The sequence below is a fragment of the Paenibacillus riograndensis SBR5 genome (genome assembly GCF_000981585.1).
Taxonomy (GTDB): Bacteria; Bacillota; Bacilli; order Paenibacillales; family Paenibacillaceae; genus Paenibacillus_AQ; species Paenibacillus_AQ riograndensis.
This window is the reverse complement of sequence record NZ_LN831776.1, coordinates 3,137,264-3,149,535: the sequence shown is the minus strand read 5'-3', so window position 1 is coordinate 3,149,535 and position 12,272 is coordinate 3,137,264. Positions and strand designations below refer to the sequence as shown.

The window sequence follows — 12,272 nt, the reverse complement described above, 5'->3', positions numbered from 1 at the left end:
CCTTTAATTTCCAAAGGTGCTGTTATACCATTCATTCACTTCTTCCGTAATCTGATCGCCGCCGAGCTTTTTCCAGTTTTCAACAAAAGTATCATAATCGGATACCGGCGCGCTTCCTGTCAAAATTTTAATAAAGGTTTCTTCCTGCAGCTTATCCAGCGTGGCGCCTTTCTGGCTCATCGTCTTGGTCGGAAGCCCGAACCAGGCCGAGCGCTCAAAAAGGTTGTTCTCACGGTAATAGCTAATTATTTTCCATGAGCTTTCCGGGCCGAGAAACTTGTAATAGTTCCAGCCGAGCGGATCGGCTCCCTTATCCATGCCCTTGTCTATATAATTTTTGATCGTGTTGTAATAACGGACCGCCTCGGGATGAATATTGTCCAGCTGCTCTTTTCCTTCCAGCACATCATTGATTTGCTTGTAGTACATATTCGGCTTATCCTCCGACGGGTCCAGCCCTCCGAAGGCGTAGGCGGCAAAGTTGATACCGCTTGCAGGATCAACGCCAAACTTGTTCAGCATCTCCATCGTCGTCTTGGGATTGTTGATTTTGTCCTGGAACAGATTGATAATTTTAATGAGCGCCTCGGGATATTGAACATCCGCCCGGACGGCGAAATAGCGTTCCATCGTCACATTGGTTGCAGGTTTGGCCGGCTTGCCGTCCGAAGATACGATAGGAACCGATATCCATTCCGCCTTCGGATTGTTGACAATCGCATCCTTGGCGCTCATCCACGGCAACCCTTCTCTTCCGTAGAAAAGACCGATTTTTCCCGCCGCGATATCTTCACCGACCTTCTTCCAGTCCTTAATTCCGAACTCGACATCGATCAGGTCCTCTGCAAACATCTCCCGCAGCTTAGCCAGAGCGTCCTTCATTCCCGGTTTAATCGCTCCATAGGTTATTTTTCCGTCTTCTCCACGGATCCAGGCTTTCCCGTAAGCATGGTAAGCGGCGAAAAATCCCTCAAAGCTGCCGGTTGAGCTGGTCAGATCCTTTTGGAAGCCGATGCCGAAGGTATCCTTGACGCCGTTTTTGTCAGGATCGTCGTTTCTGAACGCTTTGGCTATTTCAATCACATCGTCCAGCGTTTCCGGCACAGACAGGTTCAGGTTTTTCAGCCAGTCCTGACGGATCCAGATCATATCCGCCGTGGCGTCTGAGCCTCCGGTCTGGGGAATCCCGTATAATTTGCCGTCTACATAAGCGGTTTTCATCTGTTTGCCGCCGTCCGCATTTAATGTCGATTTCAGCGTATCGGAAGCATATTTGTCAAAATACGGTGTCAGGTCGGCTAATTTTCCGGCCTTGGCCAATGTGAAATAATCTTTGGCGGGAAGCGTCATAATATCCGGCAAATCGTTGGAGGCGATAGACATCGTCACCTTCTGCTGGAAACCTTCCCCCGCAACGGCCCATTTGTAATTGACCTTAATGCCTAACTCATCCTCATAGGCGCGGGTCCACACGTTATTGTTGAGATTATCGCCCGGCAAATAACGCTCGTCGCCGTACAGATTCTTCATCGCAGTTAGCTCAATCTCAGGCTCGTATTTAGCCAAAGGTCCGTCGTTTTCGGGCCTTACAGCCGCTGTGCTGTCATTGCCTGTAGGCTGCTCCTTCCCGTTCGTGTTATTCCCGCAAGCGGCAACCGTGATCATCATCAGGACAAGCGCCAGAATTAGAACTGTGTGTTTACCTTTCCGTTGTACCATGCAAAATTCCCCCCTCATCATTTTCCATACCAGGCTGATTGTGCCTTATCCTTTGACGCTGCCGAGCAGCATGCCCTTGACAAAAAATCTTTGCAGAAACGGGTATGCCAGCAGAATCGGAAGTGTACAGGCCAGAATCATCGCCGATCGGAGAGACCGCCCCGTTATTTCCAGCATCGACGGATTGTTGGCCAATGCCGTGGAAGACAGCTGCGACAGATCCAGATTCAGCACCATCGTCTGCAAATAAGTCATCAGTGGATATTGATCCGGCAAATTCATGTAGATCAAGCCGTCAAACCATGAATTCCAATGTCTTACCAAAATAAATAAGGTGATCGTCGCCAGCGAAGGCAGGCTCAAAGGCAGATAGACTCTCGTAAGTGTTACAAACCAGCCGGCGCCGTCCATTAATGCGGCCTCCTCCAGTTCATTAGGAATCGCCCGGAAAAAGTTCAGCAGCAGCAGTACATTAAACATGATGATCGCTTCCGGCAGAATCAATGCCCATATGGAATTGACCAAATGAAGCTCATTGACGACCAGATAGGTAGGAATAAGCCCCCCATTGAACACCATCGTCACCATAAAAAACCAGACGTACATGCTTCTGAGCCGAAAGACTCTGTTCGTTTTGGATAGTGGATAGGCTACCAGAATTGTCAAGCTTAACTCGACGATCAAGCCGAAAACCGTTCTCTGAACCGTAATCCACAACGATTTGAAAAATTGCGAATTGCTGAAAATGTACTCATAGGAGCTTAGGTTCAATCCCTTGGGCCAGAGGCCGACCTGATTCGCTTCAACCACCGAACGCGAGCTGAAGGATACTGCAACCAGATTCAAAATCGGCAGCAGACAAAGGAATGCCATGAAAGTGAGTACAATGATGTTAAAGATCTGAAAAATCCTCCTCGAAAGATTCGCTGTTTCCATTGTTGCAACCCCTTTCATAAAAGGCGGCTAGAAAATCCGGTACCCGGTCCATCGGTGGGCCAGCCTATAACCTGTAACGATTAAGATAAAGGAAACGACCGATTTGAAAAATCCGACTGCCGCAGCAGGGCCGAACTGCACATCCACAATACCGATCCGGTAGACAAGCGTATCAATGATGTCGCCGGTGCTGTATACCTGCGGACTGTACAAATTGTAGACCTGGTCAAAACCGGCCTGAAGCACATTGCCGATTCCAAGCACGGTGAGCAGGATAATGACCGGAGCCAGCGCAGGCAGCGTCACATGCATTGTCTGCTTCCATCTCCCCGCCCCGTCGATGATCGCCGCCTCGTACTGCGTCGGATCGATCGTTGTGATCGCCGCCAGATAAATAATCGTCCCCCAGCCGAATTCTTTCCATACATCTGTAATGACGAGCGTGTAAGGAAATATATCCGGGTTGCCGAGGAAGAAGATCGGCTTTACTCCGAAAAAACCGAGCACATTGTTCAAGATTCCTGAAGATGGCGACAGAATATCGACCAGAACGCCGGCAAGCGCAACCCAGGATAAGAAATGCGGCAAATAGAGCAGCGTTTGCACCGATTGCTTGTACCGTTTGTGCCGGACCTCATTTAGCAGCAGCGCAAACGCAACGGGCACAATCAAATTGCCGAGAATCTTCATGACAGCAATGAAGAAAGTATTCCACAATACGTTATAAAACCCGGGAAGGTTAAAAATATAGGTGAAATTGTCCCACCCTACCCATTCCTGATCGAAAAAACCAAATACCGTCTGATAATCCATAAAAGCAACGGACAACCCGCCTATCGGCACATAGCGGAAAATAATCGTAATAATTACGGCAGGCAACAGCATGGCATGAAACGGAAGTTCCTTGATAAACCATTTTTTCTTTGCTCTACCGGACGCACTGATGTCGATCCCCTCCTTGATTAAAGCGTTTTCTTTGCGATCGCATCTTAATTATTAAATTTTTCCGCTCCTATTGGAATGCTAACATTTATACTTTTACTTTCATTCCTTTACTCGTTGGCTACAGCAGATGGTTAGTCCTGGCAGCGGTATTCCTGCGGCGTTTGTCCGGTCAGCAGCTTGAACGTCCGGATAAAATAATTGGAGTTGTCGTATCCGCTTTTTTGGGCAATTTCGTAAATCTTCATATTTGTGTTCATCAAAAGTGATTTGGCAAGATTGATCCGGCAATCGGTAATATAATCATGCAGTCCGGTGCCTTCATCCCGTTTGAACATGCGGGAGAGATAAGAGGGATTGAAGCCCGTTGCTTTGCCTAGCGCAGTCAGCGAAAGATCAGACGACAAATGCTGATTAATATAATCCTTTATCCGGGCAATTGTCGATTCGGTATTGTCTTTACGCACTATCTCTGCCGCATCGCATAATGCTGCCGCTGTTTTGGACAGAAAATGAGCCCGTTCAGCCCAATCGGTCATGGAACCAGGGTTGTACAGCAGCGACAAATCGAGCCCGGGCGATAATTTGCCGCTTAACTGATTCTCGTTAATATAGGTCAGAAGAACTCTGCAAACGGACAGATACAGCTCCATGGCATGCAAGGAATGGCGGCTGAGGATGCCGGACAGCACTTGACACAATTCGTTCATCATCTTTAGAAATGACTCCTGATGCCCGTTTTGCAAATGCGCCTCCAATATTCCAACCCGTGGCAGCATACGGGCAAGCTCCGGATATTCCCTTTCTTCCTCCATCGCGGCTTTCCCCTGATAGAATGCGCCCTCTACAACGATACTTTCCTGGCGTTGCAGATTGAACTGGACCATGATCCTTCTAAGCGTTTGATATTTCCGGCCAACTTCAAGCCAAGTCACCTCTTCGCTCGCTACTGCGAAGGATACCGGGCAGCCTGCCTGATTGTTCAGAATCGATTGCGTGTCCTCCAGAAGCGAGACAAGAACCGATGGCATTACCATTTGCTCCTGACCGACAATGAACCAGATAATATCCTCCAAGTAGGGAATGCTCACAATCCGGTACGATTCGGACAACTGGGTTTGCAAAATTTGTTCTACCGTTAATTGAACGATACCCCTGGTCGCCAGCGGCAGCCGGTCTGCGCCGAAACGGCCCAAAATAAGGAGCACCTTCCGGCCGGGCTGAAACATCTCATCGATTTCAGCCATTGAAGGCGCCATTTCCGGCAAGTCAGGCATTTGCTCCCCAAGTAAAGCAACAAGCAGGTTCTGTCTGAAGACGGGGTACATGCTGGAGAGCTGGATTTGGGCTTGGCGATATTCCATCTGCAGCTTCTGTTCATATTCAAGCCGGTCGAGAGCGGCCGTGACGGCGGCGATGACTTTATCGTCCCCTTCCGTCTTAAGCACATAATCGAAAGCGTCCTGCTTGATCGCTTTATAGGCATAATCGAATTGGTCATAGCCGGTGAGGAATATAATTTTGACTTCCGGATGGAAACTTTTCATCCGCCCGGCCAGCTCCAACCCGGATATTCCCGGCATTTGAATGTCGAGCAGAACGGCATCCGACCGCAGCCTTTCGAATAATTCGATAGCTTCCGTGGACGAACAGGTCGCCGATACATCCAGCTTTAATTGTTGCTGCTCTTCGAAAAGCATTTGGAGACCACCGGCAATAACCGGCTCATCGTCAACAATTAACAGCTTGCGGTTATTTGATTTCATTCGGTTTCCACCGTCCTTTGTCCCGGAATATGGATTTCAACGCGAAAACCGCCAAGATCGGACTTGACAATCGCAAGACCGGATTCAGGGCCGAAAAATATTTGCAGCCGTTTATGAATGTTGGACAAAGCCGTCACTTCGCCGTCCCGGTTTCCTCTCAGAATGAGATTGCTTATTTCCTGAATGGTATGCTCATCATCATCCCCGCTGTTCTCAACACAAATGATCAGTCCTTTATCAACCTGATGAAAAGAGATGCGAAGAATATTGCCACCGCTGGAGGATACCTTCTCAAAGCCATAGTGGAAAGCGTTCTCAAGCAGCGGCTGAATAATTAACCGGGGGATCAGCTCATACGCCCAGTTCTCCGGCAAATCGCCGAATTCAACACGGACGCGGTGCCCGAACCGGTAGCTCTGAATGGCAGCATAGACGCGGGCATGCTCCACTTCTTCGCGGAGCATTTTCTCATCCTCTCCGTCCCGCGTAATATATTCATAAAACTTGCCGAGATGCTCGCATAATAAAACGCTATTCTCGTAATCCCTCATCTTGATCATGCGGTAAAGAAGATAATAGCTGTTGTACATAAAATGGGGGTTGATCTGGGCTTGAAGATGCTTGAGCTGGGCATGGCTGATGAGCAGCTGCTGCTTCAAATCCTTTTCAATCAGGGTGTCTATACGGCTAACCATCTCATTGAAGCTGCTGTACAAAGGAGCCAGATGCGACTTCTCGTATTTCGTAATTCTATATTTGAAATTGCCCGCCCTGACCTGCTGGAAGGCATCTTCCAGCAGAATCTTCAAAGGATTGTACACACGGCGGTAGGAATCGAGAAAGCCGGACAAAATAATGAGCCCGATGATGACGATAAAAATGAGCAAAATCGTCAAACTAATGCCTACTGCAACTTGATTCGTATTATCGACATAGAGCCAGAACAGTCTGGTTTCCAAAAAGCTTGATTCGCTTTGGATCACTTCATATTTCTGCCCGTTCAGCTTGATTTGCTTTTGCAATTCCGGGGTATCCTTCAGCAGGGAGTAACCGTCAACAGTGCTGGACACGATAATATGATGATGCCGGTCCGCTAAAGCGATAATATCCTGATCCGTTAATTGAGCATATTTCAACTGCTCCTCAATCGCCATCTTATCCAGATCGACGATAATGACACAGTCGGGAAGCCCGCTGCCGGGTGATTCTGTAAGCGCTTCCTTAATGATGAGCCGGTCATGATAGTTCTGGACGGGGGAGGAGTCTGTAAATAAATCACGCCCGATATCCTTCCATACTGCGGGGTCCAGATCATTGATTTCATCGCTGCCAATGACTTTGTTGACCGATTTAAAGTAAATTTTGGCATCGGCGACAAGCCTGCTGCTGTTCTTCAAAGCTTCCATTTGACCCCTCATCGCTTCCATCATCTCATAGCGCTCAAAAAACGTGCTGGATTCATAGAAATACCGGATGCTTTCAATGCTGTCATTCATCATCACATTGTACTGAACCCGTTTAACAATTTCGATCTCATTCTCAATGCTTCTATTGACGAAACCTAATCGCTCTACTTGCTTGTTATAAATAACGTCCGCGTAATAGCCCTGACTGCGGAAGAAAAGCATCACTCCAAGCACGATGCTTATCGTCAGAATCGCAGCGATGATAAGAAGAAACCGTTTGTAAATCATTCTGAACACCAGATTGCTGTTGTTAGGCTTTGCTTTGATCATGATGTCCGCCCCCTGTTATTGCTATGTAGTGTAAGGTTGATCATAGCACTATATTATGAACGTTTCTACAACTTGACTTTTGATAAAAGTACGTGAACATAAACTTAAACAGCCCCGATTATGGGGCTCTCTTTGTTTTGTCCAATCAATCCGCTGGGTAGCATCGTAAGATAAAGGATTAAATACTTTTTTTCATTTTGGGGTGATAGCAGCTTGGGAAAAATTAGAGAACCTAACAAAGGAAAAAAGATCATTGGGATCGGTTCGAGACGGATTGTATATGACCTTGGTAACGGTAACGTAAAGAAAGTTGCGAAAACAAAGTATGGCGTATTAAGCAATAGGAGGGAAATAGTAACATACCGTTCATCTGCACCTTCTGTAAGAAAGCATCTTGCCAAAATTATAGAATCCGGGGATGAGTATAAATGGATAACTATGATAAGGTATAATCGGGAGTTCCCGAAAACTAAAGAATATCATCAGAAACTTTACAGACTGTGGGGAAAGTTTAGGAAAAATGGCATTACTCCATATGAAATTCTGACTCGTCAGGGCAGACCCAATTATCAAAATATGCGTTTGAAGCAAAATGGAGAGATTGTTGTAATTGATTATGGCAATTTTAGATTCCGGGGTAAAAAAGGATAACCAAAAATTGCAACGGGAAGCATACTAAAGACTAGAACAGCAGATAAATACGAAAAGAGCATTGTCTTATTACCAAAAGTGCATTGGGACCGGTGTTGTGCTAGCAAGGACTGCCGCATAATTTGAATATGAGGATAGTCCTTGCATAATCCTATCTTTCGATAAATAAAAGATAAGGAGCAATCATAATGGAGTATGCTAAAAGCCAAAAGTACAATAACCCCGAATTACTGGCTAAAATCATGGGGCCTAACCCGTTCAAATTGCAGGAAGAAATGCTGCTAAATCATAAAATCCCCGCTGGCAGTCTCGTCTGCGACCTTGGAAGCGACCCTTGAACAAATTACTCCCGTTAAGACTGACGTCACCGCCTTGCCCTTTGAAAAGGAATTTTTCGATGCGGTAGTCAGTACCGATTCGTATAATTACTGGGGCCGGGATGCCGAAGTAGTTACCATATACGAGATGGAAAGCAACGAGGAAGTTTGGGCAGATTGGCTGATCCAGGAAAATGAGATTGCGGTCAATGACCGCAAAACAATGGGCGCAGGCGGAGGGAGATATCTGAACTTTATCGCTTTTGTCTTGAAAAAAATAATTGAGCCGGACGCCGCTGTCAATGAAAAAAGCTCCTGAATCTCCGCAACAGGAAATTCAAGAGCTTATTCTTTGTTAAGCTGATGCGGTCGAGAGGACTCGAACCTCCACGGTATTGCTACCACACGGACCTGAACCGTGCGCGTCTGCCAATTCCGCCACGACCGCATATCATTGGACTCGCTTTCGCGGCCACAAGATAGATCATACCATGTAGGATTCATGGAGTCAATATTTTTTCGCAATTATTTTTATTTGCATAAATTTCTGTATAAATATTGCTTTTATTTGCTTGTTAGGAGTATAATGAGAACAAAGGTTCGCATACTATAAATGAGGTGATTTATATGGCGACTACCAAGAGAAGTACACTAAATACACCATTGATCCCAGAAGATATAACCAAAGACGAAAAGTCACTTGTCCGAAGCTATTTGCTGCTGACGTTCATTCATAAAGTATTTGAACGCGATTGCCGGGTCATCGGCAAGAGCGGATTGTTCAAGACACCGCAGCTGTATATGGAGCTGGTGTCTGGTGCAACGAAGAAGACTTCTCTTATGCTGCAGGAGGTCACCCGTGAGCTCACCGCGCATAATCTGAAGATCACAACCGTCCGCCAGGACCAGCGTGGTGTAGAGGCCAAGTATTCCTGCCGCGGCTATGCCGGAGAGATGAATATTCCATGGCCCGGCTTCCGTAATGAAATGATGCTGCGGATGCGTGCCTATCTCGGTCTGAATCCTGAGCTTAATGTACTTCCCAGGGAAGAAGCGGTGGAGCAGATGGCCTTATCGATTTAAGACCTGCCCAGCAGCACTAACAGCCCCGTCCTATAATCGGACGGGGCTGTTAGTGTATATTATATATCTTCCGGCTCTTGTCTGGGTTCGGCGAAGGGCTGGTAGATATAGTTGCGGTCCAGCTTCACAATCCGCTTATTGGGCCGGCGGATCATCACCTGAGACTCGTCCCAAGCCAGCACAATCCCTTTTACATCATTGCTCTCCAATCCGTCGCGTACAACCCGTATTTTCTCACCGGAAATCCGGTACGCATCCAGCTGTTCATCACTGATCATAAGCCTGAAGTCACCTTTCCTTTCCAACACATCCATTCCCTAATCCACCCGTGAAAAAGACCCAAATGAGTAATCATCCGGGTCTAGTTGCTTGCAGATCAATCCTTATATCTTATGAAGTTCTATATCAGCGCTTCATTCTTCTCAAACCAGAAGTCAAGAACTTTAGCGGACATCACACGTTGCTCCAAATACTCCACCTGATGATCACTGAATTTCTGTCTCCAATTGAAGGACAGCTCTTCACACAGACTTGTGATGGTCAGAAGTTCAGACCAAGCGACGTAACGTTTGTACCAGAAAAACTGAGGATGTTCGATCATATAGGGATACAGGTCGTCGAATTCCGTATGTTTGCAATCCAGCGCACGTTCGAAGTGATCCTTGGCCTCGGTTAGTTTATCAATAAAAAATTGCTCTGTCACCGGTTCTTTCCCCATCGTGACGCCTCCTCTCTCATGTCTAATGTTTATTATAAAGGAAAAGTTATAGAGTGGAAAGAAGATGTTTTAAAAATAGGCTAACTTCCTCTAATTGTCACCCTTTATTCGTCAAAGACAATTTTCCCTTCACTCAATGACATAATGCGGACAAGCGACTCCAGCCGGATCCCCTGTTCCCGGATGGTTCTGGCCCCTGCCTGGAAGCTTTTCTCCACAACCACACCAAGTCCGGCCAGTTCGGCACCGGAACGGTGGATAATTTTGATCAGACCACGCGCAGCATCGCCATTAGCAATGATATCATCGATAAACAGCACCTTGTCATCCGGGGAGATAAACTGCCGGGAGAGCATGATGTCTGTAACGATGCCTTTGGTGAACGAAGGAACTCTTTCACAGAGTGCATCCGGATCAGCGAGCAGCGTTTTTTTGCGGCGGGCAAACACCAGCGGCACCTTCATTTCATAAGCGGTGGCAAATGCCACGGCAATACCCGAGGATTCCACGGTAACCACACGGGTAACTCCAGCATCAGCAAATCTCCCGGCAAACTCCCGTCCCATTTCCATCGTCAGCATAGGATCAACCTGGTGGTTGAGTAAAGCATCCAGCTTCAGCACCTGATCGGAAAGGACAACCCCTTCCTCCAAAATCCGTTGTTTCAATAATTCCATGTTATGAACCTCCATTACCCTTTATAATTCCAGACATTCCGCTGTAATCACTTCATATAAGTCTTAGGCGGAAGTCATGTCCTTCTGCTCAACATCATAACCTGTACTATATGGACTGCACAAGGCTATCCTTTGGTATAGCTATTTTTATCTTGGCAGCACTTTTAAGGAGGGAGCCATGAAATCCCATGTCCGCACACTGCAAATCGCTTTCACCTATATTGGTACTATCGTAGGCGCCGGTTTTGCTACCGGCCAGGAAATCCTCCGTTTCTTCACACGTTATGGACACTGGGCGGTGCTGACCATCCTGTTTTCCACCGTCCTGTTTATCTGGCTGGGCACCAAAATGATGATTATCGCCCGGCGCGTTCAAGCAGAGTCTTATGAGGATTTCAACCGCCATCTTTTCGGTGAACGTGCCGGGAGAAGCATCAGCCTGTTCACCATGATTATCCTGGTTGGCGTGAACAGCATTATGCTGGCCGGGGCCGGGGCTATTTTTCAGGAGCATCTCGGAATGCCCTATCAGGCAGGTCTGCTGTTGACCATTCTGGGTTCCTATCTGCTGCTGAAGCGCGGAATTTCAGGTATCCTGCAGATCAACAGCCTGGTGGTGCCGCTAATGCTTACTCTGTCGCTAATTATTATTTTTAATACACTGGGCGTGCCTGGTGCGGAACGATTTTTGTTCCTTCCGACGGATCACAGCTTCTTTGGGGCCTGGATGTCCCCCCTGCTCTATACCGCGTTCAATCTCGGAATGGCTCAAGCCGTACTGGTGCCGCTGGCCCGGCATACCAATGATGAACAAGCTCTGCTGCGGGGCGGCATTCTCGGAGGAATAGGCATCGGCTTCCTGCTGCTCGCGGCACATTTTGCCATGAGCTCGCAAATGCCGGGCATCCTTCAGTATGAGATCCCGATGGGCACCATCGCCATCCGCCTTGGCCCCGCCGTACAGAGTATCTATCTGCTGCTGATTTTCATGGAGATCTTCAGCACTTTTGTAGCCGACATCTACGGTGTCAGTATACAGCTTCAGCAGCGCCTGCCGGTCGCCCCCGTCCTTGTGACTCCACTCCTGATGCTGATCTGCTACGTGTTCAGCCAGTTTGGCTTCAGCTCGCTGCTGTCTATATTTTATCCCATCTTCGGTGCGGTGTCGCTGGTATGGGTCATAATGCTGCTGCGTGCCCCGATGTCCCCGCCCCCGCGCCCGGCAGATCCCCCCGGTAAGGACGGTAAGGGGATCACTATCGTCGCTGTTAAACCCGTGATCCGGATTACCCGGAAATAACGGCTGCTGCGGGAAGCGAACCCGCTCCGTACAGATCCTGGGAAATGATAAGGATCAAATCCGGGAACCGTATAGGCGGAATCAAAGGTATTTTTACCTTTGATTGCGGCGATTCCTGCGGGCGCGGCAGGTTCAAAGGTATTTTTACCTTTGATTGCGGCGATTCCTAGTGTCAAGAAGGTTGTGTATTGAGAATAAGTATCTTCCCGGCGCTTCGTTTACTGGTAAGGTGGAAAAAGTATCACTAATTTGTCTGAGCATCAGGCAACCCGGGCAGCTAAGTGGAAAAAGTATCACTAATTCAGCCTACTTCGCTCCAAAGAAGGGAATATTACTGAATTAAGTTCCCTTTTTCCACTTAAACCTCATGATTGTTTATTTCTGAGGAAATTAAGCTCCCTTTTTCCACTTGGCCATCCCCACGGCT

The 12,272-nt window shown here is 47.5% G+C and carries 14 protein-coding genes and 1 tRNA gene; 6 read left to right on the top strand and 9 right to left on the bottom strand.

Annotated features, from left to right (window positions below; translation table 11 throughout):
- Positions 1-3: 3 nt before the first annotated feature.
- From PRIO_RS12805 to PRIO_RS12785, 5 genes are all read right to left on the bottom strand, one after another.
- Positions 4-1,719, bottom strand: coding sequence for an extracellular solute-binding protein (locus PRIO_RS12805; RefSeq protein WP_020433795.1), 1,716 nt, complete (start codon positions 1,717-1,719; stop codon positions 4-6).
- A gap of 45 nt (positions 1,720-1,764) precedes the next feature.
- Positions 1,765-2,655, bottom strand: a complete 891-nt coding sequence (locus PRIO_RS12800; protein WP_020433793.1) for a carbohydrate ABC transporter permease — start codon at positions 2,653-2,655, stop codon at positions 1,765-1,767.
- 27 nt (positions 2,656-2,682) lie between these two features.
- Complete coding sequence (locus PRIO_RS12795; RefSeq protein ID WP_020433791.1) at positions 2,683-3,540, bottom strand: ABC transporter permease; 858 nt, start codon at positions 3,538-3,540, stop codon at positions 2,683-2,685.
- 191 nt (positions 3,541-3,731) lie between these two features.
- Positions 3,732-5,363 (bottom strand): response regulator, encoded by a 1,632-nt coding sequence (locus PRIO_RS12790; RefSeq protein WP_046502706.1) that lies wholly within the window; start codon positions 5,361-5,363, stop codon positions 3,732-3,734.
- Positions 5,360-7,099, bottom strand: a complete 1,740-nt coding sequence (locus PRIO_RS12785; protein ID WP_020433782.1) for a sensor histidine kinase — start codon at positions 7,097-7,099, stop codon at positions 5,360-5,362. The genes PRIO_RS12790 and PRIO_RS12785 overlap by 4 nt, the downstream gene beginning before the upstream one ends.
- A gap of 213 nt (positions 7,100-7,312) precedes the next feature.
- Between PRIO_RS12785 and PRIO_RS12780 the strand changes: the two genes are divergently transcribed.
- The 3 genes from PRIO_RS12780 to PRIO_RS12775 all read left to right on the top strand — a co-directional run bounded on the left by PRIO_RS12780 (position 7,313) and on the right by PRIO_RS12775 (position 8,386).
- Positions 7,313-7,750, top strand: coding sequence for a hypothetical protein (locus PRIO_RS12780; protein ID WP_046502701.1), 438 nt, complete (start codon positions 7,313-7,315; stop codon positions 7,748-7,750).
- A gap of 188 nt (positions 7,751-7,938) precedes the next feature.
- A complete protein-coding gene (locus tag PRIO_RS36730) occupies positions 7,939-8,088 on the top strand; it encodes a hypothetical protein (protein ID WP_231869877.1) in 150 nt (49 codons plus the stop codon).
- On the top strand, positions 8,072-8,386 hold the full coding sequence (locus PRIO_RS12775) for a class I SAM-dependent methyltransferase (RefSeq protein ID WP_051010712.1): 315 nt from the start codon (positions 8,072-8,074) through the stop codon (positions 8,384-8,386). The genes PRIO_RS36730 and PRIO_RS12775 overlap by 17 nt, the downstream gene beginning before the upstream one ends.
- A gap of 45 nt (positions 8,387-8,431) precedes the next feature.
- Here the strand turns inward: PRIO_RS12775 and PRIO_RS12770 are convergent.
- A tRNA-Leu gene (locus tag PRIO_RS12770) sits at positions 8,432-8,515 on the bottom strand.
- A gap of 179 nt (positions 8,516-8,694) precedes the next feature.
- Here PRIO_RS12770 and PRIO_RS12765 point away from each other — a divergent pair.
- Positions 8,695-9,150: a YhjD family protein gene (locus PRIO_RS12765; protein WP_046502698.1), complete on the top strand. Its 456-nt coding sequence runs from the start codon at positions 8,695-8,697 to the stop codon at positions 9,148-9,150.
- 59 nt (positions 9,151-9,209) lie between these two features.
- Here the strand turns inward: PRIO_RS12765 and PRIO_RS12760 are convergent, their stop codons facing one another.
- The 3 genes from PRIO_RS12760 to PRIO_RS12750 form a co-directional block, all read right to left on the bottom strand.
- The gene (locus PRIO_RS12760; protein ID WP_039791026.1) at positions 9,210-9,428 is read right to left on the bottom strand and encodes a hypothetical protein; all 219 of its coding nucleotides are present in this window, start codon (positions 9,426-9,428) and stop codon (positions 9,210-9,212) included.
- 122 nt (positions 9,429-9,550) lie between these two features.
- Complete coding sequence (locus PRIO_RS12755; protein WP_020433779.1) at positions 9,551-9,868, bottom strand: hypothetical protein; 318 nt, start codon at positions 9,866-9,868, stop codon at positions 9,551-9,553.
- Positions 9,869-9,972: 104 nt separating this feature from the next.
- Complete coding sequence (locus tag PRIO_RS12750) at positions 9,973-10,545, bottom strand: xanthine phosphoribosyltransferase (RefSeq protein ID WP_020433778.1); 573 nt, start codon at positions 10,543-10,545, stop codon at positions 9,973-9,975.
- A gap of 178 nt (positions 10,546-10,723) precedes the next feature.
- Between PRIO_RS12750 and PRIO_RS12745 the strand changes: the two genes are divergently transcribed.
- A complete protein-coding gene (locus PRIO_RS12745) occupies positions 10,724-11,845 on the top strand; it encodes a YkvI family membrane protein (RefSeq protein ID WP_020433777.1) in 1,122 nt (373 codons plus the stop codon).
- Between the two features lie 44 nt (positions 11,846-11,889).
- Positions 11,890-12,015 (top strand): hypothetical protein, encoded by a 126-nt coding sequence (locus PRIO_RS37195; RefSeq protein WP_020433776.1) that lies wholly within the window; start codon positions 11,890-11,892, stop codon positions 12,013-12,015.
- The last annotated feature ends 257 nt before the right edge of the window (positions 12,016-12,272 follow it).

What these genes read in the sequence shown, in the direction of transcription:
- PRIO_RS12745 (WP_020433777.1), top strand. Translation starts at nt 10,724, where the DNA reads ATGAAATCCCATGTCCGCACACTGCAAATCGCTTTCACCTATATTGGT.
- PRIO_RS12755 (WP_020433779.1), bottom strand. Translation starts at nt 9,868, where the DNA reads ATGGGGAAAGAACCGGTGACAGAGCAATTTTTTATTGATAAACTAACC.
- PRIO_RS36730 (WP_231869877.1), top strand. Translation starts at nt 7,939, where the DNA reads ATGGAGTATGCTAAAAGCCAAAAGTACAATAACCCCGAATTACTGGCT.
- PRIO_RS12760 (WP_039791026.1), bottom strand. Translation starts at nt 9,428, where the DNA reads ATGATCAGTGATGAACAGCTGGATGCGTACCGGATTTCCGGTGAGAAA.
- PRIO_RS12795 (WP_020433791.1), bottom strand. Translation starts at nt 3,540, where the DNA reads ATGCTGTTGCCTGCCGTAATTATTACGATTATTTTCCGCTATGTGCCG.
- PRIO_RS12785 (WP_020433782.1), bottom strand. Translation starts at nt 7,099, where the DNA reads ATGATCAAAGCAAAGCCTAACAACAGCAATCTGGTGTTCAGAATGATT.
- PRIO_RS37195 (WP_020433776.1), top strand. Translation starts at nt 11,890, where the DNA reads ATGATAAGGATCAAATCCGGGAACCGTATAGGCGGAATCAAAGGTATT.
- PRIO_RS12765 (WP_046502698.1), top strand. Translation starts at nt 8,695, where the DNA reads ATGGCGACTACCAAGAGAAGTACACTAAATACACCATTGATCCCAGAA.
- PRIO_RS12790 (WP_046502706.1), bottom strand. Translation starts at nt 5,363, where the DNA reads ATGAAATCAAATAACCGCAAGCTGTTAATTGTTGACGATGAGCCGGTT.
- PRIO_RS12800 (WP_020433793.1), bottom strand. Translation starts at nt 2,655, where the DNA reads ATGGAAACAGCGAATCTTTCGAGGAGGATTTTTCAGATCTTTAACATC.
- PRIO_RS12750 (WP_020433778.1), bottom strand. Translation starts at nt 10,545, where the DNA reads ATGGAATTATTGAAACAACGGATTTTGGAGGAAGGGGTTGTCCTTTCC.
- PRIO_RS12805 (WP_020433795.1), bottom strand. Translation starts at nt 1,719, where the DNA reads ATGGTACAACGGAAAGGTAAACACACAGTTCTAATTCTGGCGCTTGTC.